Here is a 20,573-nt window from a genome sequence, read left to right on the forward strand (position 1 = left end):
AGGCGGTACGGTCGATGACTGAACTCGTCGCGACGACGGAGAAGGGTGTAGCAGTACGGTGCTCATTGACACGTCCCACAAGATTTATTTCTATTCTTTGAGAAGTAAAACTATGCGCATCCTCATCGTCGGTGCGGGTGACGTTGGGACCAATATTGCACACGACCTCGCCGATTCGCACGCTGTGACGGTCATCGACCGCGATTCGGAACGGATCGATGCACTCACCGCTGACGCGGCGCTTGCAGGCGTTGTCGGTGACGGTCGATCCGTCGGCACGCTCGATGAGGCGGGCCTGTCCGAAGCGGATATCGTCGTGGCAAGCACCGATAGCGATGCGGCCAACGTGATGGTCTGCAATGCGGCGAAAGAGGCCACCGATCCGCATACGATTGCCCGAGTCAAGGATGTCGGCCTCTATCGCGCCTGGCAATCGTTCGACAAAGGCCTCGGAGTGGATGCAATGTTGTGTATCGATTTGCTCGCTGCACGGTCGCTCGTTCGATCCGTCGTATTACCGGGGGCAAAGGCCGTCGATACGTTCGCCGACGGAACGGCGGAGGTCGCCGAGTTCGACATCGGAGCGGAGACACCCATTTCCGGTCAGTCAGTAGCCGAGGCTGACCAGTACCCGTCGGTGACGTTCGCCGCGATTATCCGCGATGGGGAGTTGCTCATCCCGAACGGCGGGACGGTCATCAAACCGGACGATTGTCTCGTCGTCATCGGCAGCACCCACGGCGTGAGCCGGTTTGCGAAGGACGTTTCCGACCGACCGACGCTGCAACCGGATGACGACATCGTTATTGCCGGCGGCGACACCCTCGGATACAACGTCGCTCGACTGTTCGAAGACCGCGGGTTCGCTCCGGAAGTCATCGAGCGCGATTCGGAGCGAGTTACCCGGCTTGCCAATCAATTAGGCACTTCAACCGTCGTCGAAGCCGACGCGACGGACGTCGACGGATTCGCACGGGACCACCTCACCGAGGCGGATCTGCTCGTCGGCACGGTCGACGACGACACGAACTACCTGCTCGCAAAACTGGCTCGTGAACTCGGCGTGGAGCAAACCGTCGAAGTTGTCGATAATCGCGATGTCATCGACCTGTTCGAATCGACGGGGCTCGACGTGGTGGTTCATCCGCAGGATATCGTGGCCGGGGAGATACTCCAGACGATCTACGAGGGCGGTTCCGAGAAGGTCGCCGTTCTGGAACACGATGAGGCGGAAGTTCTCGAGATCGAAGTCGACGAAGAGAGTCTCTTGGCCGGCAGTACGATCCAGGGCGCGGATAGCGAACTGCCACAAGAGTTCGTCGTCGGCGCGGTGATTCGTGGCGGAACGCTCCGAACGCCTCGCGGCGGAACCGTCATTCAAACGGGGGATCACGTGATTGCGTTCATGGACGCCGCGGTGGCCGACGAGATCTCTGCGCAACTCTGACGGTCAGTTCTTCCGATTTCGCGGTGAGTGCATCCGGTTTTGCGGGACGAACAGCGCTGTAGTTGCAACGGATCGAGAGCAAGACGGTGGCTAGGCACGTTGCTCCACGGCGTTATCTGGCGTACAGCGTCGAGCCGACGAGCGACGGCAGGTGGACGTCGTCGTCCGGTGTGACGGCCAGATACGGCTGGTCGACGGGACCGAAGACATCGACGACGCGGCCGACTTCCGCGAGGGAATCGTCGAGCGCGGTCGTGCCGATTCGGTGGCTGTGTGCGTCTGCATCGTCAGTGCTGGTCTCGGTGGCGTCCGCTCGCAGCACCGCCAATCCCTGGGACGTGCGAACGACCGTTCCGATTCGTTTCATTACGAGTTCAGTCGGGGCCGGTGAGTATGGGCGTTGCGTCTCGGGTACTCGGTTACTCGCGCATCGCGACGACGTACGCCGCCACGGCCTGGACGAGGTCGTTCTTCGACGAATCGTCCGCACCGCGGACGACGACGCGGCCGCGGTCGGCCCACGGCTCTCGCGAGTAGGCCTTGTCCCGTTCGATCGTCGCGTCGTAGCCGATCTGTTGGACGGCCTTTGCGATTTCGTCGACCGATGGCTCCTCGACCGCCAAATCCTCGGACACGCGCCGTCCGTCGGCCCGCGAGAGGGTAACATCGAGATAGGCGGGCCAGATAACGTTCTCGACCATGCTCGTTCGTGTGTCGGGGGGTGAGTAAACCTTTTTCAACTTCGGTCGTCGCCAGCCGAGAGCGCTAGCGACGCCGCGTTCGAGCGCCGAGTGCGGTAAGCGTGACGAGAGCGGCACCGATAGCCGCTGGCACGCCGAATCCGGGGATCGAGTCGCCGCCATCGGCGTCGTCACCCCCGTCTCCATCCGTCCCGCTATCGTTCGCGGCGGGTGAACTCTCGAGTTCGGCGCTGGCTTCCGCGTAGGCCTCGGGGTGGATTTCTTCGACGATGGAGACGACTGCGGAGACGACGTGGGGTGCGGGCTGGTTCAGCTGGTTCGCGTTGACGGCGACGACGTTGTCCTGTTCGGCGGCGGTGGTCGCCTGGAGTGCGTCTGGGATCGGTGGCTCATCGTTTGCGTCGTCGGGGTAGATGATCCATTCGGGATCCTCGTCGACCACCGTCTCCGAGTTGATGTCTCGGTAGCCCTCGATGCCGGCCTCCTCGGCGACGTTCTCGAGTCCTGCAGTCGTCAGCACGTCGTGGACGAACGTATTCGAACCGGCGGTCCAGCCATCGGGCATCGCGTAGTACGCGAGCGGCCGGTCGGCGTCTTCGAGCGCGGTGTCGACGATTTCGAGTTGGTCGTCCATCCAGTCGACGGTGTCCTGTGCGCCCTCGCACTCGCCGACGAGTTCGCCGGTCCGGAAGACGTTCTGGCGAACGTCGTCGATCGATTCGGCTTCGGCGAAGTGGTAGACGGTGAGACCGGCCTCCTCGCGCAGGGTTTCGATGTCTTCTTCCTGCGTCGTGTTCCCGGCCAAGACGAGGTCCGGCTCGGTGGCGATGATCTGTTCGTGGTCGAGGTTCCAACCGCTGCCGATATTCGCGCGGTCGCCGCGGTCGAGTTCGCTCGTCGCGGGGCTGTACGGGAGGCCGTCGAGGCGATCCGCCGCGTTGATTTCGAACATCGTCTGGGCGTCGCTGGCCTGAAGCGCGACGACGGAGTCGGGTGCCTCGTCGATCGTGATCGTTTCGCCCGTCGCGTCGGTCACCTCGATCGGGTAGTCACAGGTTGGCGTGTCGTTCTGCGTTTGGATTGCGGTTTGTGGCTGTGTCTGTGTCTGTGCCTGCTCCTGCGTCTGAGGGTGTGTCTGCATCTGCGTCTGTGGCTGTGCGAACGAACCGGCAGCCGCTGCGGGCGCGGCCACGGCTGCAGCGACCACGGTGATGACGGTCAGTGCGAGGATGAAATGGCGTCGCATTGCACCGTGATGGGGCGTACTTCAACAAATATTTGGCTAAAGCAATCGTGGTTGTAGCGTATGTACCGACCGGGTCGGACGGCGTCGTGGTCGGCGGGGTTGACGGTTTTGCTCGTCGTCGTCGCACTCGGTAGCGCCGCGCTCGGCCCGGTCAGGATCGATCCGGTAACGGTCGCGATGGCCGCGCTCAACGCGATCGCCGTTCCCACCGGGGTGTCGACGGGTACCACCACCGTTCCGGGGCTCGGTTTCTCGACGACGGTGCCGACGCTCGAGTTCACCGGCGTCTTCGATTTCGAGGTGACTGGATCCCACCAGTTGATCGTCGAGACGATTCGGCTCCCGCGGATCGCGCTGGCCGCGACGGTCGGCTTCTCGCTGGCCGCCGCGGGGACGGTCATGCAGGGGTTCTTCCGGAATCCGCTTGCGGACCCCTCGATCATCGGCGTCTCCTCGGGTGCGGCGGCGGGAGCCGTCGCCGCGATCGCGTTTCCCGTGCTCGCGCCGTTTGCGAGCATCCACCTCTCGGCGTTCGTCGGCGCGCTCGGGACCGCGTTTCTCGTCTACGGGATCGCGACCGAGGGCGGGCGAACGCCGGTGGCCACGTTGCTGCTGGCCGGCGTCGCGGTTCAGGCCTTTCTGGGCGCGTTGATCTCGTACATGCTGGTCCACAGCGGCGACGACTTGCGACGGGCCGTCGTCTGGATGATGGGCCACCTGAGCAACACCACCTGGGGCGACGTTCGCTTCGCGCTGCCGGTGGCGCTGCTCGGCGTCTTCGTTCTCGGGGCCTACGCCCGCGAGTTAAACGTGCTCTTACTCGGCGAGGAGGACGCCCACCACCTCGGCGTGGACGTGGAACGGACCAAGCTCCTCCTGCTCGCGCTTTCGAGTGTCATCACCGCGGCGGGCGTCGCGGTCGCCGGCGTCATCGGCTTTGTCGGCCTCGTCGTTCCCCACATCATGCGGCTGATCGTCGGCCCGGATCACCGGATTTTGCTCCCGACGAGCGCGCTCGCCGGGGCGTCGTTCCTCGTCGCGACGGACACGATCGCTCGCATCGGTCCGGCCGAGGTCCCCGTCGGCATCGTCACCGCGTTCGTCGGCGCGCCGTTTTTCCTCTTCTTGCTCGTTCGCCGGGAGGTGCACTCGCTGTGACCGAATCTCCGACGCCGAGCGACGCCGACGCGGGTGAGCGCGCACGCGAGAACGCAGTAGAGTCGGCGACAGGGACGGAGACAGAGTCAGCGACGACCGCGGAGACAGAGACGGCGACAACAGCACTCGAACCGGCGTCGATCGCCGTCGACGGTCTCTCGCTGTCGTTCGGCGAGGTGCCCGTGCTCGAGAACGTCTCCCTCTCGGTCGAGCCGGGCGAGTTCGTCGGCGTCGTCGGGCCGAACGGGGCCGGTAAGACGACGCTCCTGCGAGCGATCAGCGGGGCGCTCGAACCCGACGCGGGAACGGTCGCCGTGGACGAAGTCGCCGTTCACGGCGTCTCTTCCCGGGCGTCCAGTCGGCTCGTCGCGGTCGTCCCGCAGGACACCGCGCTGTCGTTTGCGTTCCCGGTTCGGGACGTGGTCGAAATGGGGCGACACCCACATCGCTCCCGGTTTTCGTCGCCGACGCCCGCGGACCGCGCCGCGGTCGAACGAGCGCTCGAGCGGACGCGGACGGCGAAACTAGCGGACAGGCCGATCGACGAAATCAGCGGCGGCCAGCGCCAGCGCGTCGTCCTCGCGCGCGCCATCGCCCAGGAGACGCCCGCGCTGTTGCTCGACGAACCCACGGCCAGCCTCGACGTAAACCACCAGATCGAAACGCTCGAACTCGTCCGCGAACTCGTCGATTCGGGGCGGACGGCCGTCGCGGCGATCCACGACCTCGATCTGGCGGCCCGGTACTGCGACCGCCTCGCGTTGCTCGCGGACGGCGCGGTCCACGACGTTGGCACTCCCTCGAGCGTGCTCACGACCGACGCCCTCGCCGAGGCCTTCGACGCGACGGCGACGGTGACGACGAACCCGATCACGGGGACGGAGACGGTGACGGCGCTTCCCGACGCTACTGTGCGAGACTCGATCGCCACGGACGTCGAGGACGGGAGTCACGATAACGAGGATACCGACGGAAGTCGCTCGAATCCCGCTCGCGTCCACCTCATCGGCACCGGCACGGCCGCCGCCGGCGTCCTCTCCCGCCTCGCCGCCGCCGAACTCGATCTCTCCATCGGCCCCGTCACGCCCGGCGATGCCGCGGAGGAAGCCGCTCGGCGACTCACCGACGAGTCGAGTTCAGCGGGCGTCGAGACGATCCGCGTCGATCCCTTCGCGCCGGTTTCCGCCGACGCTCGGGACGAACTCGCCGCGCGCATCGACGCCGCCGACGCGACGGTCCTCGCCGATCCCGCACTGGGCGGCGAAACCGGGCGCGTTCTCGAACTCGTCGCGTCCGTCGAGCGGCCCGTCGTCGTGGACACGCAGCGGTTCGCCGATCGAAGCGGGGCGAGTACGGGCGGGGAGGGGACGACGGACGAGGCGGGGGCGGGCGAGGCGGCGCGAACGCGGTACGAGGCCTGCCGGAAGCGCGGGGTCGAGGTGCCACCCGAGAACGTGCTCGAGGGCGTCGCAACCGCTCTTTCGGAATCGGAACGCACCGAACGGCCCCGGGACGCCGGGCGGCCCGCGGATGCGACGATGCCGGACGACGGAACGGCCCCCGCGAACGCGGACGACGCGGCGGACGGCCCGACGCCGCCGCACGAGTCGTCGGACGACTAGACGCGACCAGACCGCAACTGGACGGTTTTTTACCCCTCCGTCACCGACTACCGCGCAATGACTACACGCGAACGCGAGACCGAGTACGATTACGACGAACTCGGCCTCGTCGCCGGGCTGGAAATCCACCAGCAACTCGATACGGCGACGAAACTGTTCTGTCAGTGTCCGACCGCCCTTCGCGAACCCGAGGAGGCAGCGCGGACGTTCACGCGCTACCTCCACCCCACCCGAAGCGAACTCGGGGAGATCGACGAGGCCGCCCTCGAAGAGAGCCGCGTCGACCGCGAGTTCAGCTATCTCGCGTATGATTCGACCTGTCTCGTCGAGGAGGACGACGAGCCGCCTCACGAGCTGGACGCGGAGGCGCTCGAGACCGTCCTCGAGATCGCTCAGCTGATGGACATGTCGCCCGTCGACCAGGCCCACGTCATGCGCAAGATCGTCGTCGACGGCTCGAACACCTCTGGCTTCCAGCGCTCGACGCTCATGGCGACCGACGGCGAGATCGAGACCAGCGAGGGCGCGGTCGGCATCGAGGACCTCATGCTGGAGGAAGAAAGCGCCCAGCGCGTCGAAGAGACCGACGACGGGGTTCGCTACAGCCTGGATCGGCTCGGCATCCCGCTGGTCGAGATCGGGACGCGACCGGACATCTCGACGCCCGAGCAGGCGCTCGAAGCCGCGGAGCGCATCGGGATGCTCCTGCGCTCGACGGGCAAGGTCAAGCGCGGCCTCGGAACGATCCGCCAGGACGTCAACGTCTCCATCGCCGACGGCGCACGCGTCGAGATCAAGGGCGTCCAGAGTCTCGACGACATCGACGACATCGTCCGCACCGAGGCCGCCCGCCAGGTCGAACTCGTCGCCATCCGCGACGAACTCGAAGCCCGGGAAGCGTCCGTGGGCGAGGTGCAGGACGTGACCGCCGTCTTCGAGGACACCGACAGCGGCGTCATCGCCGGCGCGCTCGACGACGGCGGGTCGGTCGTGGGCGTCCCCCTCTACGGCTTCGACGAACTCGTCGGCCGAGAGATCGCCCCCGACCGACGACTCGGCACTGAACTCTCCGATCACGCCAAGCGCCACGGCGCGGGCGGCATCTTCCACACCGACGAACTCCCGGCCTACGGCGTGACCGACGACGAGGTCGCGGCGCTGCGCGACGCGGTCGGCGCAGGACCCGAGGACGCCGTCGCTATCGTCGCCGCCGATACCGACGTAGCCGAGGCGGCGATCGAGGCCGCCGCCGAACGGGCTGCAACCGCGCTGGAAGGGGTCCCCGAGGAAACCCGCGGCGCGAACGACGACGGCACGACCCGCTATCTCCGCCCGCTTCCCGGTGCGGCGCGGATGTACCCCGAAACGGACGTGCCGCCGGTCGAACCGGACCCGAGCGAGGTCCCCGAACCCGAACTCCTGACCGAGAAGGTCGAGCGCTACCAGGACGAGTTCGGTCTGGGCGAAGGGCTGGCCGAGCAGGTCGCCTACGGCAAGCACATGCCGCTGTTCGAGGAGGTGGTCGCCGGCGGTGACGGCGACGGCGACGGCGTCGATCCCACCCTCGCGGCGACGACGCTCGAATCGACGCTCACTGAACTCCGGCGCGACGACGTGCCCGTCGAACGGCTCACGGAGACGCACATCGTATCGGTCCTCGAGATGGTCGAGAGCGGGGATCTGCCGAACGAGGGCGTGCCGGACCTGTTGACCGCGCTGGCGGCGGAACCCGATCGGACCGCCGAGGAGGCCGCGGAAGAAGCCGGACTCGGCGGGGCCGACGAGGCGGCGGTGCGAGAGGCCGTCGTCGAGGTCGTCGAGCGAAACGAAGAACAGGTCGAAGCAGAAGGGATGCAGGCGTTCTCCGGGCTCATGGGCGAGTGCATGGGTGCGCTTCGCGGGAAGGCGGACGGCGACCTCGTGAGTCAGTTGCTGCGCGAGGAGATTCAGAAGCGAGCGTGAGCGCGTCGTCGCACATCGACTGTAGATAACCGTCCCGGAAATCTCAGACCGGCGATGGCCACCGGCACTACAATCGTTGGTCCGGTGATTGTCGGTACGGTCGGCGGCGCTCGTTATCCTCGTTTCGTTTGGGTAACGTATCGAGGGGGAAGGACGGACGCCGTTAATCGGCCGATCGGCCGATCGGCCGCTCCGTACTACCGTCACAGTACTGAGCAAGTATTGATCGTTTTTAGGCACTGAGCGGTTCGCCTTCAGTCCCGTTCCGCCGGCCGCTCCGCCGCCCGACGAACCAGACCGAGGAGCGAGTTCGCCTCGCGCTCCGTGAGGTCGGCGCGACCGTAGATGCGACGGAGCATCCGCATCGTCTTCTCGCGCTTTTCGGGCGGGTGGTTGATCGTTTCGAGTAATTCGCTCCACTGGTCGTAGACCCGATCGATCGTCTGTTCGGACGCGCGAACTCGTTCGACATCGGGGAGTTGCGTCTCGTCCGCCTCAAGTGCGAGCGACCGCAGTTCGTAAAGCGTGACCGTCGCGGCCTGGCCGAGGTTGAGGACGGGGTACTCCTCGTTCGCAGGGATCGAACAAATCTCGTCGATTCGGGCGAGTTCCTCGTTCGTCAGACCGACGCGTTCGCGGCCGAAGACGAGCGCGGTCGGCGCGTCGACGGTCGGGAGTCGGTCGGCGAGTTCAGCGGGTGTCGAGAACGGAAATCGAATGTGGCTGCGGTCGTCTTCGTTCGTGACGGCGGTACAGCCGATGGTGTGGTAGGACGAGACGAGTTCGTCGAAGGAGAGTTCGGTCGCGTTCGGGAGGACATCCTCACGGGCGTGGCCGGCGAAGCCGTAGGCCTCGCCGTCGGGGTCGAGTTCGGGCGGGTCGACGAGCAGCAGATCGGAGAATCCGAAGTTCTTCATGGCCCTGGCGATGGTGCCGACGTTGCCGGAGAATTTGGCGTCGACGACGGCGACTGCTGGCGGCGTTCGGTGGTCCGGAGCGGACGCGTCGGATCCGTTCGAAGAGGAGTGAGTGTCGGTCATGACGGCTGGAGTGGGTGTGTACAGAGTATCGAGCGAGCGGTCAAAAGTGACGTGTTCGTCGGTGCGGTCGAGTTGCCGTTACGATCGACCGCCGTCGCTGTCGAGTCGTCCATCGTGAGAGTATTGGCGGCTTCTGTTCGGATATCTCGTAGCTGTTGAGTTCTCTCAGAGGTGTTGTGTTCTGTTTCTCTTGTCTAGAACGGTTCTAGTCTAGCTAGACTAGCTAGATCTAGCTCTACTAGATAGAGCCTTCTCATACCGTCTCGTTTCCCGCTTTCGCGTTGTGTTCCCCTCTTTCACCCGTGTCGAACTCACTCCCGTCCGCAAGCAGCGTTTGAAGACACAAATCGTCGGAATAGCGAACATGTTGTCGCGTTGTGGAACAGGGACACACCACCCTCGCGTTTGTAACGCCGTTTGCGTGGGGAGGGTCTGTGTGACAACACACCTGTCTCGCGGATGTAAAATCCGCTTCGGAACCCACAGTATTTTCCGAAATAAGGGCTTGCGAGAATACCACCCCACCCCTCTCGGCGTTACATCCGCGACGGGGGTGTGTGTCCCGACGTACCAGCCGCGCCAGCCACCGTCGAAACGCTGCTCCTAGTTTTATCACTGAACTCGTACGGATTCTCCGCCAGTTCGGTGACTGACTCCGGTTCCGGAAACGGATTCGTAGCGCCTGCTTTTGCGCTCGGATCGCGCTTCCGTGTCGGGGATTTACATCCGCGACGGGGGTGTCGGGGGCGTGGGGCCATCGTGCGAACTTCCACGCTCTCACGGGTGTCGTTAGAAGCGCGAGGCCGGCTATTCCGGTCCTATCCTTCGTACTGCTTCTATTGTGGTGTTTGAGGCTCGAACAGCCCTTATTTACATCCGCGATCGATCTCCATACCTTTATTTCAGTCCAGTTGGAAGACACCCGGTACTGCAATGTCCGCCAACGACGATCGTGATCCGCTCTTTCGGTACGACGATCCGGTCTTTGCCGACGAGCGATTGCTCGAAATCACGCATCTACCCGGCCCGGACCGCATCGTCGGCCGGGACGAGCAGATGCAACGGGTGGCGGACGCGCTGAACCCGGCCATCTTCGGGAGCGAGCCAAACCACCTGTTCATCTTCGGCAAGACCGGCACCGGCAAATCGCTTATCTCGCGCTCGGTGACAAAGCGCGTGATCTCGGAAGCCCGACGCGACGACGTGACGGTAAAGTATGCCTTTATCGACTGCGGCGAGCAGAACACCGAGGCTTCGATCATCAAAACGATCGCCCAGATCGTCAACGACTCGAACCAGAGCGGCATCACAATCCCCGACCGTGGTCTCGGTACCGGCGACTACTACAAACGCCTCTGGCAAGCCGTCGACCAGTGCACCGACGTGACGATTGTTATTCTCGATGAGATCGACATGCTCGAAGACGACGAAGTCCTCCGGAAACTCTCGCGGGCGGGCGAGAACCGCCGCATTTCGGATTCGAGTATCGGCATCATCGGCATCTCGAACAAGATCGACTTTCCCGACCACCTCTCTGAACGCGTCAAATCCAGCCTCTCCCGCGATGAACTCGTCTTCTCTCCGTACGATGCCAATCAGCTGGTCGAAATTCTGGAAAAGCGCCGCGACGCGTTCCACGACGGGGTGCTCTCGGGGGACGTGATCCCGCTGACCGCGGCGCTGGCAGCGCAGGAACACGGTGACGCGCGCAAGGCGATCGACATCCTCCGGAACGCGGGCCGGATCGCAAAGAAGCAAAACGCCACGCGCGTGACGGCAGATCACGTCCGCGACGCCAAAGAGAAGACCGAAGCCGACCGGTTCAACGAACTCATCGAGGGTTCGCCACAGCAGGCCAAAGCGATTCTGTACTCGCTGACGCTGCTCACCGAGAACAGCACGGAAAAGGAGTTCCCGACGAAGATCATCTACAACCAGTACAAGGAGGTCGCGAACCGACTCGACTTCGACGTGCTCTCGGAACGTCGGGTGCAGGAAATCCTCCAGGAGCAGAACTTCCTCAACGTGATCCAGTCCGAACGCGAGGGGCGGGGACGCGGACGCGGGGCGCACGCGAAACATCGGTTGCTCGAAAATCCGTCGATAGTGAAGAAGGTCCTGTTGCGCGATTCACGACTCGCGCCGCTGGAGGAGGGAGCGAGCGATGAGCCCCAGGATACGGACGACGAGCAATCGAGTGTGGGCCACTGGGCATAACTCTCAGTGACGGTCAACATTCGAGTTCACCGTTATCGGTCATCTCTGGCTGTAATCAGCCGCCTCTAGTCGTTTTAACTCAGATCCAGTTGTCACCGGTGATCAGTGGACGGTCACTGCCTCGGGTACCCTCACCCTTCGCTGGGCTGGTTCCTGTATGACGCTCCGAAGGACCGTTTCTCACCGTTCGAACATCGTTCGTAACGTGATCCGTGCGTAGCCGCTTCGCCGCAACCGCGTCGATTTTCAGTCTCCGCTCCTCACTCGGGGTATGAACAGTGTCGACGCGGGCGGACTCGACATCGGCGACGAGTTCCCGCCGCGGATCATGGGTGTGTTGAACGTCAGCGAGGAGTCGCCCTACGATCCGAGCGTCTACGACGACCCCGGCGAGGCGGCCCGGTACGTCGACGAAGAACTGATCGACGAGGGTGCCGACATCGTCGATATCGGTCTCGAATCGGCGAACAAACGCTTCGACGTGCTCTCGGCCGACGAAGAACTCGACCGCCTTCACGTCGCCCTGGAAACGATCGAAAGCGTCTCCGGCGATGCGATCTTCTCGATTGAAACTCGCTACCACGAGGTCGCGGACGCCGCCCTCTCGCAGGGGTTCGACATGGTCAACGACATCGCTGGGTTCGCTGACCCCGAGTTACCTGCAGTCTGTACAGACCACGACGCAACTGTCGCGAAAATGGCAAGCCCGCCGGATTTAGAGCGCCCCGGCGCGGTCGAGGAAACCGACTGGGCGGCCCGAAAATCCCCGTCGTGGGCAGCCGAGGCCGACTACGTCGATCAGGTCTACGAGGCGCTCAAACAGAACGGACTCACGGACAAGACGATTATCGATCCCGCATTCGGCGGCTGGAGCGAGGCACAGACGCTCGAAGACGACCGGGAGACGTTCCGACGGCTCCGCGAGTTCCGCGCGCTCGGACGGCCGGTACTGGTCTCGATCAACCGGAAGAACTTCCTCGGTACGATTGCGGACCGCGAGACCGAGGACCGACTCCCGGTTAGTCTCGCCGCGACCTCGATGGCGGTCGAACGCGGTGCTCACGTGATCCGAACCCACGACGTAGCAGAAACGCGCGACGCGGCGCGTATCGGCGCTGCGTTCACCAAACGGGCGAGTTCAACAACCGAGTCCGTCACCATTTCGAAACTCGATATCGACTCGACGCGAACGTTCCGCCGCCAGCTCGCCGAACGCGGTGTCGATCCCGACGTTGCGGACGCGTTCCAGACCCACGCGATCGAACTCGAGGGGCTGTCTGCAAGCCAGCGCGAGCGGGTGGCGGTGGCCGTCGAAACCGTTCGATCGGAGCGGGCAAGCGCTCGCACTGGCGATCGTGGACGCGGTAGCCGTCGTGGTACTAGCGCCGGGGGCGACGACAGCAGTGTTCGTACGACGCCTGTCGCACTGTTCGAGACGGCCGACAACCGTTCGCTCCTGGTCGGAACGATGGGCAGCCTTTCGGACGTTTCTCGCCGTCTCATATCGTCTGAAGAGGATATCGGTCTCCTCGGGCGCGAACTCGACAACCTACTGTCGTAAGAGAAAGCTTATACCGAAGGCTTCGAAATGGAAGACTGGACGCCGGGCGGCCTCCCGGGTAGGGGTACTTTGGAGGCGACCCCCGGCCCACAACACGGAATTATTGTGGTGTTACGCTCCGAAGTGGCGACGCTGGGGCAGCCAAAGCCGAATCACACAACTGTACGCGCGCCCATCCCTCGATAATGGAATTCGATTCCTGGAACCCCGTCTACGAGCAAATCCGTCGCGAGTTCGGCTACGAGCGCAGCGGCGACGAGCGGGCCCGCGACGTGCTCGCCTCGCTCACGACGCCGTTCGATCTCGACACGCTTTCGTCGATCGACGGTGCGACCGTCGCAATCGCGGGTGCCGGCCCGTCGCTCGAAACCGATCCTGAACTCGAGCGAGCGCGGGCCGCAGATGTGGTCGTCGCGGCCTCGACAGCGGTGGACGTGCTCGCGTCGAACGGCATCGAGGTGGACTGTATGGTGACGGACCTGGATAAGAACCCGGAGACGGTTCGACGACTGACCGCAGACGGTGTTCCGGTGGCAGTTCACGCCCACGGCGACAATATGCCGGCGATTCGGCGCGTCGTGCCGGATTGTGCCGACGAGTTCGTCCTGCCGACGACGCAGGTGGAGCCGCGGGGACCGGTCCGGAATTTCGGGGGGTTCACCGACGGCGACCGGGCGGCGTTTCTCGCGGATCACCTCGGCGCGGCCCGGTTGGGTTTCGTCGGGTGGGATTTCGACGACGAGACGGTGAGTTCGATGAAAGCGCGGAAGCTTGCGTGGGCGGAACGGTTGCTCCGGTGGCTCGAGAGCCGCCGTGAGGAGCGGTTCAGTGTGCTCGATGGGCGACGAGAGGAGATCGATGTGTTGCCACTGGCGTAACGGTCTCTCTTTTTCTCTTTCTCCCTTTCTCCCTTTCTCTCGCGACCCGCTCCAGAAGTGTGCTGTCGGGTTACTCGATTCGATACGTGACGATTTCCGTACAACCGCAGGTTGGGCAGACGGTATCGGGTGTGTCGGTCGTCCGCCCGCAGCGACGACACTCCTCGATCGTTGTCGTCTCACCGCGTCCGAGGAGAACGGATTTGACCGCCTCTCGCATCGATGGTTTTGCCCCCCAGCCAGACCGGTGCTGTCTCGTCATACCCGATCGATCGATCATATCATAGTTCGTTATTGTCCGGTTACGGTGACTGACGCCACTGGTAACCAGTCGTCGACTCGGTTTTGTCGGGGACGTTCAGAATCAGTACTGATACACTGGTGATTCGTCGACTGGGACTCTTTTCGGGTACTTCGCCGCTTGATGGCGGGCGGTTAAACGGTATTGCGCGGTCAAGTGGTGTCTGCTGTACTCCGGAGTTAGTGCCACTTGATTGGTGTCCGTGACCGTCTCGGCCTCTCACAACCGAACACAGCGTTGCAGACGGTCGAGACTGATCCAGTATCTCCGACCGGAAAGAACGCAAAAACACGCGTCGCTTCACGTGGCAAAATCCGACCGTCTCAAAACAGCGCGTCGAGTTCACCGCCGGTGTCGACCAGCGTGGCGAAGTCTTCCTGTGCGTTTGCCCGAACCGATTCGGTCGTTTCCTGGGCTTCGATCGCGACCTGCTGGAGTTGGTCGATCCGCGGGACGGCGGTCACGCCCGAGAGGAGGACGATCGCGCCGACATCGTCGCGGCCGGGGATCGGGTAGTCGCCGCCGCGGATTTCCATGCTGCCGGTTTCGTCCTCGAGCCACTGGCGGCCGCGTTCGACGCCCTTTCGGTTCAGGTGCTCCGGCGAGCCGGTCGCGACCACGAGCCCACGGTCGGCGCTTGCGGCGTCACACGGGAGGGTAAGTCGCCCGAGCGTCGCCTTCCGGACGAGGCTCGTCATCCGGTTCGTTGCGGTGCCTTCGTCGAACTCGGTGTCGGAGCGGAACGACGAGAGCAGCCCCTCGTTCGCGGACTCGACGGTTTCGCTGGCGTAACCGATGGTCGAGACGCCGTTCTCGAGCGTGTTGATGATCTCCGAGGAGTCGACGACGCTCTCGGCGACGTGATCGTTCTGGCCGACCTCGCCGGCGGCGAACAGCAGTCCGAATCGCTCGACGATTTCGCGGTTGATCCGGTCGTAGCCGCTCCCGACGGATTCGCCGGCGCTGCGCCAGGCATCGTTGTCGAAGACGAGCAGGTTGTCGACCTCGTCGACGAGCGTCTTGAACGAGCGCGCGGCATTGAGCGTGTAGATGCCGCCTTCGTCCGTTCCGGGAAGGATTCCCAGTCCGTAGACGGGCTCGGTATAGATGCGTTTCAGGTGGCGTGCGAGCACGGGTGCGCCGCCGGAGCCGGTGCCGCCGCCCATGCCGGCGACGATCAGGAACGCGTCGATTTCGTGGACCGGGACGCGGTCGATCGCGCCCTGGAGCTCGTCGATGTCTGCCTCGGTTACCTCCGCCCCGAGTTCGTTGTCCGCACCGACGCCGTGTCCCTTCACGCGCGTCTGTCCGATGAGAATGCGGTTCTCCTGTGGAACGTGATCGAGCCCCTGCAGGTCCGTCGTCGCGGAGTTCACCGCGATTGCAGCCTCGACGAAACTGTTGTCGATGGCGCTGTCGTACGCCAGGAACTCGTCGACGATCTTTCCGCCTGCTTGCCCAAAGCCGATGAGTGCGAGCTTCATGGTTGTCTCTCGTGGTCGTTCGTCCGCTCCGCGGGTGGCCAGGTTCTCGAGCGGTCGGGCCGAACGCTCGCCCGTTCGCGTGGCCGATTCGTCGCCCACGCCACTCGACCTGCTCGACCGCGCCGGAACGTGCGAACTGGTGCCACGAATCGATAGTCCTCGGATTCAGCTATTGTTATGGCGGGCATACGAACGGAGAAAAGACCGTCATCGATCTGCAACAATCTTGAACTCGTGATAGTCATCGCCTACTGAGCGTTCGAATCGAGTGCCCGCTGCTTGTTTGGCGACCCGTTCGAATCGTCACGGAGTGTACTGCGTTCGCTGCTTGACGTAACGCTCGGAGTTGGGGGTCGTGAGTCGGAGTCGGGGTCGGGGTCAGGGTGTACCCCACGAGTTCGTCCTTCGGTCGGTAGCGCTGACGTGTCGCTGTGAAGGGAAGTCCTATACATCGCGGTTGCGTATCGGTCTCGATATGACGCGAGGCGCTCCGTCGCTGACGCGGCGACACCTCTTGGCGGGCGCAGGCGGACTCGGCGTGAGCGCGCTCGCCGGCTGTGCGGAGCGATTCTGGTCGCGCGCGGAAAACAACGGTCCCGACCAGGTCTCGCTCACGATCAAGACGGTCCCCGCGGACGATGACGCGATGGCGTCGATGATCATGAGCCGGTTCCGGGAGAACGTCGAAGCGGCCGGCATCGATGTGTCTCCCGAGCCGATCACCGAGTCGGAGCTGTATCGGGACGTGCTTCTCGAGGGGGAGTACGACGTGTTCGTCATCAGGCATCCGGGGTTCGACGAGTTCGACGATCTGTACGGGCTCTTGCACTCGCAGTTCGTCAGTGAGGGCGGCTGGCAGAACCCGTTTCACTTCTCGTCTGTCACGGCCGATGATCTCCTGGAGCAACAGCGAACGGAGAGCGAAGAAACGCGCCGTGAGACGCTCGACGAGTTATTCGAGTACCTCGCGGAGACGACGCCGTTTACCGTCGTCGCATACCCGGATCGGATCGGTGGCACCCGCCAGTCGATCGATGCCCCCGCCCCGCCACAGCGCGCGATCGAGTTCATCGATCTGCTTTCGACCGCGCCCGCCGCAGCGGGTGATCGCGATGAACCGCTTACGGTCGGGATCTACGGCGACGGCGTAACGGATCGGCTGAACCCGATCGCAGTCGATCGAAATCGCGTTCCCGGGCTGCTCGATCTGGTGTATGCCCCACTCGTCCGCCGGCCGAGTGAGGGGTGGGAGGGAGCCGCCGGAGTCGCACCGGCTCACTCCCCGTCGAACGCAGAATCCGTCCCCCCGGAGGAGTACGTTCCGTGGCTCGCTGACGACGTTCGCTGGGACGATACCGGTCGACTCAGCGCGACGGTCTCGCTTCGCCCGGGACTCACCTGGCACGACGGCGAACCGCTCGACGCCGACGACGTCGCCTTCACGTTCCGGCTTCTGGCCGACACATCGCTCGGTACAGCCGACAGCGGTATCCCTGCACCCAGGTATCGCGGGCGCCAGACGCTCGTCGACACGCCCGATCAGATCGAGGTTATCGACGGGCTCACACTCGAAATCCCGTTCGGAACCACCACCGCCCCCGCTGCCGCCCAATTTCTCACTGTCCCGATCCTGCCCGAACACATCTGGGAACCGCGTTCCGAACTCGTCGCGGAACGCCGGACCAGAGCGCTGACAACCAACAACGACGCACCCGTCGGTTCCGGCCTCCTCGAGTTCAGCGAGGCGGGGCCGGAGGAACTCGTGCTCGAGCCGGTCGCGGGTCACGTTCTCCGGGATTCGGCGTCGACCGACGTGCCCGCCGTCCTCGATGGATTCCCCCAGTTCGAGAGCCTCAGATACAATCTTTCGCCGAACGTTGGCACGATGGTCGATGCACTGCTTGCCGGCGATGTCGACGTCACCGCAAGCCCCCTCCCGCCGGAGCAGATCGAATCACTCGCCGACGACAACGCGGTATCGCTGCTCACGGCGCCGAGTACGTCGGTGTACCTGATCGGCTACAACACGCACCACCCCGAACTCGGCAACCCGAACGTGCGGCGGATCCTCTCGCGGCTGATCGACCGCGAGTACATCGTCTCCGAACTCTTCGACGGGTTGGCGACGGCCCCGACGACGCAGGAATCGTTTCTCGGCTACCGCGACGGCGACGACCGATCGGAGCCGCTACCACTGGCCGGATTTCCCGGAACCGACGGTGAACTCGATGTCGAACGGGTCCGGCGACTGTTCGACGAGATCGGGTACCGGTACGAGGACGGCGCGTTACTCCGATAGCTATCGGGTGCCGTCCGGTTCGTACCGCTATCTCCCGCGGCCGATTCCGACTCGGACTCGCTTCCGAGATCGCTGTCCGCTTCGGTATCGACCGGACGCTATTAATCCCTTCCTGCTGTAGGTTGACTCCCGTATGGCTCTCGCTAGCGTCGTACTCCAACTCGCCCTCGTGGTCGCGACGATGCTCGTGACGGCGGCGCTCGCCGTTATCGGGCCTCGCCGACTCGTCACGGCGTTGCAGGACGTTCGATGGCGACTCGAGATGTGCCTCCTCCCGGTCGCGGCGCTTGCGCTCGTGTTATTCCTGCGCTGGTCGACGGTCGACGTTGCCGTCCGCATCGAGCACCGCGTGCTCGGGAACAACATCACCCCGCAGCTGTTCGAACTGGAGCAGCTGTTGTTCCCGGTGAATCCGGTCGCAGTGCTCCAGACGTTTCAGTCACCGGAACTCACATCGTTCTTCGCTTTCGTGTACATCTACGGCTATGCCTTCCTGCTGTTGTTCCCGATCGTCGCATACTTCGCACTCGAGACGATGGACGATCTCTCGACGCTGTTGCTCGCGTTCACCGTGAACTACGCGATCGGTCTCGCGTGTTACGTCCTCTTCATCGCCTATGGCCCGCGGAACTTCGATCCGCTGTTGTTTGAGGGACTTCTCTACGATGGCTTTCCCCAGATGCGCCGCCTGACGAACCAGGTGAACCAGAGTACGAACGTCTTTCCCTCGCTGCACACGTCCCTGTCGATGACCGTCTTCTTCCTCGCGTGGTTGACGCGCAAGAAGTACCCGCTGTGGGTCCCCGTCTCGGGTGCCCTCGCGATCAGTATCGCCGTCTCGACGATGTACCTCGGCATCCACTGGTTCTCGGATGTCGCCGCCGGAACAGCACTCGCAGCCCTCAGTGTCTATATCGGCCGAACATACACGATTCGGGGTCTCAGCGGGTCGATCAGTCGGTACATCGACACTCGAGTTCAGCGGGCCGGGCGCGCCGATCGTGACCGGAACCGACACGACTGACGCTGCTCGCAGCGACCGACCTCGAGGTCGCAGTCGTCGGGAAGCACAACCGAGGCCGTGTACAGGTCTCAATTCACGTCTTTCCGGACCGCTGAACGATCGACATATCTCCATAGAGAGCGTCTGTGCCCCGTCTCTACCGTAGCGAAGACTGCCATCATCCTTATCCCCTGGAATCCCTTAGCGTTCGATATGTCCTCCCCGGACGACCAGTCGCCGCCCGAGTTCGAGGGAGCGGTCTCTCTCAGCCAGGCGATCATCGAAGCGATCGCTGCACGCGAGGGAGTTGCCCCCACCGACATCGAGCCCCCGGCATACGACCCGCTGTATGCCGCCATTAATCCGGAAGCGCTCGATGCACTCTTTCACAGCACCGGCTCGGGGCCCGACACTACCACTGATGGCGCTCCATCCTCGAGTTCACAATCAACCGCTCCCGGCCACGTTCGGCTGGAGTACGAGGGGTACACGGTGACCGTCTACAGCGATGGGACTGTCGACCTCGATGAGGGGGTCACCGCCGACGAGGACGAGTCCGTTGGGGCTGTCGACGAGTGACGGGATGGGTTCTGTTCGTGGCCACGACCCGTGGTCCGTGGTTCCGTAGTCGCTGGCTGTCCCCACTCGGTCAGATTTTCCCTCACCAGCCACAAGCACCAGTCACTCAGCCCAGTAGGCCTCTCCCGGCTCAGTCTCGAATATCGCACGCTCTAAGAGGTCGATCGCCTTCTCCAGGCCCTCGCGTGAACTCGTCAGCGAGTCCTCGTGTTCGATGCTGAGCGTGCCGTCGTAGCCGACCATCCGAAGCGTCGAGATGATGTCCTTCCAGTGTGATTCGTCGTGGCCGTACCCGACGGAGCGAAACAGCCACGATCGGTTCGGCTCGTCGTCGTAGGCTGTCGTATCGAGAACGCCCTTTTCCCGCGCCTGTGCGTCGTAGATTTGCGTATCTTTGGCGTGGACGTGATGGATCGCATCGCGTTCGCCCAGATACCTGATGGCATCGGTGATCGTGATGCCCTGCCAGTAGAGGTGCGACGGGTCGAAATTCGCGCCGATTCGCTCTCCGGTTTCCTCGCGGAGCCGAGCCATTCCGTGGGGCTCGTAGACCAGCATGTTCGGATGCATCTCGATCGCAACATCGACGCCGTGGGTATCGGCGTGTGCCGCGATATCCACCCAGTAGTCGGTCGCCTGCTCCCACTGGTAGGAAAGCGCCTCGTCATGTTCGGGCGGCCAGGGCGCGGTGATCCAGTTCGGCACCTCGTCGTTCGGTCCGCCGGCCGGCAGGCCCGAGAAGCAGGTGACGACGCCGACATCGAGCTGGCCGGCGAGCGTAATCGCCTCGCGAAGTTCGGTATCTGCGGTTGCCGCACGTTCGTCATCGGGGTGTAGCGGATTGTTGTGTATCGCGAGGGCGCTGATCTCCATCCCGTACGTTGCGAGCAGGTTCTGTAGTTCCTGCTGAGCCGTCTCGTCGTCGAGATACTCCGTACGCGGCAGATGATCCTGGCCGGGGTGGCCGCCGACGCCGGGCTCGATCGCGTCGACGCCCTGCTCGTCGAGGTACGATAGCGCGCCCTCGAGCGATTCGTCGGCAAGCGGTGGGGTGTGAACGCCGAGTTGCATACGG

17 protein-coding genes are annotated in these 20,573 nt (G+C 63.9%); 10 read left to right on the plus strand and 7 right to left on the minus strand.

The window, feature by feature from the left end; all coding sequences use genetic code 11:
- Positions 1 to 112 precede the first annotated feature (112 nt).
- Positions 113 to 1,447: a Trk system potassium transporter TrkA gene (trkA, locus tag SM755_RS05855; RefSeq protein WP_323171833.1), complete on the plus strand. Its 1,335-nt coding sequence runs from the start codon at positions 113 to 115 to the stop codon at positions 1,445 to 1,447.
- A gap of 112 nt (positions 1,448 to 1,559) precedes the next feature.
- Here trkA and SM755_RS05860 read toward each other — a convergent pair whose 3' ends face one another.
- The 3 genes from SM755_RS05860 to SM755_RS05870 all read right to left on the minus strand — a co-directional run bounded on the left by SM755_RS05860 (position 1,560) and on the right by SM755_RS05870 (position 3,394).
- Positions 1,560 to 1,814, minus strand: coding sequence for a Gar1/Naf1 family protein (locus SM755_RS05860; RefSeq protein ID WP_323171834.1), 255 nt, complete (start codon positions 1,812 to 1,814; stop codon positions 1,560 to 1,562).
- Between the two features lie 52 nt (positions 1,815 to 1,866).
- Positions 1,867 to 2,148, minus strand: coding sequence for a signal recognition particle subunit SRP19 (gene srp19 / locus SM755_RS05865; protein ID WP_323171835.1), 282 nt, complete (start codon positions 2,146 to 2,148; stop codon positions 1,867 to 1,869).
- Between the two features lie 64 nt (positions 2,149 to 2,212).
- On the minus strand, positions 2,213 to 3,394 hold the full coding sequence (locus SM755_RS05870) for a PGF-CTERM-anchored ABC transporter substrate-binding protein (RefSeq protein WP_323171836.1): 1,182 nt from the start codon (positions 3,392 to 3,394) through the stop codon (positions 2,213 to 2,215).
- A gap of 60 nt (positions 3,395 to 3,454) precedes the next feature.
- Between SM755_RS05870 and btuC the strand changes: the two genes are divergently transcribed.
- From btuC to gatE, 3 genes are read left to right on the plus strand one after another with little or no spacing between them, the layout of a single operon-like run.
- Positions 3,455 to 4,552, plus strand: coding sequence for a vitamin B12 ABC transporter permease BtuC (gene btuC, locus SM755_RS05875; RefSeq protein WP_323171837.1), 1,098 nt, complete (start codon positions 3,455 to 3,457; stop codon positions 4,550 to 4,552).
- On the plus strand, positions 4,549 to 6,174 hold the full coding sequence (locus SM755_RS05880) for an ATP-binding cassette domain-containing protein (RefSeq protein ID WP_323171838.1): 1,626 nt from the start codon (positions 4,549 to 4,551) through the stop codon (positions 6,172 to 6,174). The genes btuC and SM755_RS05880 overlap by 4 nt, the downstream gene beginning before the upstream one ends.
- Positions 6,175 to 6,231: 57 nt before the next feature.
- On the plus strand, positions 6,232 to 8,136 hold the full coding sequence (gatE, locus tag SM755_RS05885) for a Glu-tRNA(Gln) amidotransferase subunit GatE (RefSeq protein ID WP_323171839.1): 1,905 nt from the start codon (positions 6,232 to 6,234) through the stop codon (positions 8,134 to 8,136).
- A gap of 254 nt (positions 8,137 to 8,390) precedes the next feature.
- Here the strand turns inward: gatE and SM755_RS05890 are convergent, their stop codons facing one another.
- Positions 8,391 to 9,176 carry an RNA methyltransferase gene (locus tag SM755_RS05890; protein WP_323171840.1) on the minus strand — a complete coding sequence of 262 codons (786 nt, stop codon included), beginning with the start codon at positions 9,174 to 9,176 and terminating at the stop codon, positions 8,391 to 8,393.
- A 933-nt stretch (positions 9,177 to 10,109) separates the two neighbouring features.
- Here SM755_RS05890 and SM755_RS05895 point away from each other — a divergent pair.
- The 3 genes from SM755_RS05895 (at position 10,110) to SM755_RS05905 (ending at position 13,832) form a co-directional block, all read left to right on the plus strand.
- Positions 10,110 to 11,393 (plus strand): orc1/cdc6 family replication initiation protein, encoded by a 1,284-nt coding sequence (locus SM755_RS05895; RefSeq protein WP_323171841.1) that lies wholly within the window; start codon positions 10,110 to 10,112, stop codon positions 11,391 to 11,393.
- A gap of 271 nt (positions 11,394 to 11,664) precedes the next feature.
- Positions 11,665 to 12,954, plus strand: a complete 1,290-nt coding sequence (folP, locus tag SM755_RS05900) for a dihydropteroate synthase (RefSeq protein ID WP_323171842.1) — start codon at positions 11,665 to 11,667, stop codon at positions 12,952 to 12,954.
- A gap of 185 nt (positions 12,955 to 13,139) precedes the next feature.
- Positions 13,140 to 13,832, plus strand: coding sequence for a 6-hydroxymethylpterin diphosphokinase MptE-like protein (locus tag SM755_RS05905; protein ID WP_323171843.1), 693 nt, complete (start codon positions 13,140 to 13,142; stop codon positions 13,830 to 13,832).
- 70 nt (positions 13,833 to 13,902) lie between these two features.
- Here the strand turns inward: SM755_RS05905 and SM755_RS05910 are convergent, their stop codons facing one another.
- Positions 13,903 to 14,112 carry a hypothetical protein gene (locus SM755_RS05910; protein ID WP_323171844.1) on the minus strand — a complete coding sequence of 70 codons (210 nt, stop codon included), beginning with the start codon at positions 14,110 to 14,112 and terminating at the stop codon, positions 13,903 to 13,905.
- Positions 14,113 to 14,456: 344 nt separating this feature from the next.
- Entirely contained in the window at positions 14,457 to 15,617 is a 1,161-nt protein-coding gene (locus tag SM755_RS05915) for a tubulin/FtsZ family protein (RefSeq protein ID WP_323171887.1), read from the minus strand.
- Between the two features lie 475 nt (positions 15,618 to 16,092).
- Here SM755_RS05915 and SM755_RS05920 point away from each other — a divergent pair, with 475 nt between their 5' ends.
- The 3 genes from SM755_RS05920 (at position 16,093) to SM755_RS05930 (ending at position 19,498) form a co-directional block, all read left to right on the plus strand.
- Positions 16,093 to 17,916, plus strand: coding sequence for an ABC transporter substrate-binding protein (locus SM755_RS05920; RefSeq protein ID WP_323171845.1), 1,824 nt, complete (start codon positions 16,093 to 16,095; stop codon positions 17,914 to 17,916).
- A gap of 133 nt (positions 17,917 to 18,049) precedes the next feature.
- Positions 18,050 to 18,940, plus strand: a complete 891-nt coding sequence (locus SM755_RS05925) for a phosphatase PAP2 family protein (RefSeq protein WP_323171846.1) — start codon at positions 18,050 to 18,052, stop codon at positions 18,938 to 18,940.
- Between the two features lie 192 nt (positions 18,941 to 19,132).
- Positions 19,133 to 19,498, plus strand: a complete 366-nt coding sequence (locus SM755_RS05930) for a HalOD1 output domain-containing protein (protein WP_323171847.1) — start codon at positions 19,133 to 19,135, stop codon at positions 19,496 to 19,498.
- A gap of 102 nt (positions 19,499 to 19,600) precedes the next feature.
- On the opposite strand, the gene SM755_RS05935 is transcribed toward SM755_RS05930, so the two are convergent.
- A complete protein-coding gene (locus SM755_RS05935; protein ID WP_323171848.1) occupies positions 19,601 to 20,569 on the minus strand; it encodes a sugar phosphate isomerase/epimerase in 969 nt (322 codons plus the stop codon).
- Between the last annotated feature and the right edge of the window lie 4 nt (positions 20,570 to 20,573).

Source organism: Natrialba sp. PRR66 (assembly GCF_034808065.1).
Classification (GTDB): Archaea; Halobacteriota; Halobacteria; order Halobacteriales; family Natrialbaceae; genus Natrialba; species Natrialba aegyptia.

Bases quoted from the DNA above. Each gene is read 5' to 3' on its own strand.
- SM755_RS05930 (WP_323171847.1), top strand. From the start codon at position 19,133: ATGTCCTCCCCGGACGACCAGTCGCCGCCCGAGTTCGAGGGAGCGGTC.
- SM755_RS05870 (WP_323171836.1), bottom strand. From the start codon at position 3,394: ATGCGACGCCATTTCATCCTCGCACTGACCGTCATCACCGTGGTCGCT.
- gatE (WP_323171839.1), top strand. From the start codon at position 6,232: ATGACTACACGCGAACGCGAGACCGAGTACGATTACGACGAACTCGGC.
- SM755_RS05935 (WP_323171848.1), bottom strand. From the start codon at position 20,569: ATGCAACTCGGCGTTCACACCCCACCGCTTGCCGACGAATCGCTCGAG.
- SM755_RS05925 (WP_323171846.1), top strand. From the start codon at position 18,050: ATGGCTCTCGCTAGCGTCGTACTCCAACTCGCCCTCGTGGTCGCGACG.
- srp19 (WP_323171835.1), bottom strand. From the start codon at position 2,148: ATGGTCGAGAACGTTATCTGGCCCGCCTATCTCGATGTTACCCTCTCG.
- trkA (WP_323171833.1), top strand. From the start codon at position 113: ATGCGCATCCTCATCGTCGGTGCGGGTGACGTTGGGACCAATATTGCA.
- SM755_RS05890 (WP_323171840.1), bottom strand. From the start codon at position 9,176: ATGACCGACACTCACTCCTCTTCGAACGGATCCGACGCGTCCGCTCCG.
- SM755_RS05920 (WP_323171845.1), top strand. From the start codon at position 16,093: ATGACGCGAGGCGCTCCGTCGCTGACGCGGCGACACCTCTTGGCGGGC.
- SM755_RS05910 (WP_323171844.1), bottom strand. From the start codon at position 14,112: ATGATCGATCGATCGGGTATGACGAGACAGCACCGGTCTGGCTGGGGG.
- SM755_RS05915 (WP_323171887.1), bottom strand. From the start codon at position 15,617: ATGAAGCTCGCACTCATCGGCTTTGGGCAAGCAGGCGGAAAGATCGTC.
- SM755_RS05860 (WP_323171834.1), bottom strand. From the start codon at position 1,814: ATGAAACGAATCGGAACGGTCGTTCGCACGTCCCAGGGATTGGCGGTG.
- SM755_RS05905 (WP_323171843.1), top strand. From the start codon at position 13,140: ATGGAATTCGATTCCTGGAACCCCGTCTACGAGCAAATCCGTCGCGAG.
- SM755_RS05895 (WP_323171841.1), top strand. From the start codon at position 10,110: ATGTCCGCCAACGACGATCGTGATCCGCTCTTTCGGTACGACGATCCG.
- btuC (WP_323171837.1), top strand. From the start codon at position 3,455: ATGTACCGACCGGGTCGGACGGCGTCGTGGTCGGCGGGGTTGACGGTT.
- folP (WP_323171842.1), top strand. From the start codon at position 11,665: ATGAACAGTGTCGACGCGGGCGGACTCGACATCGGCGACGAGTTCCCG.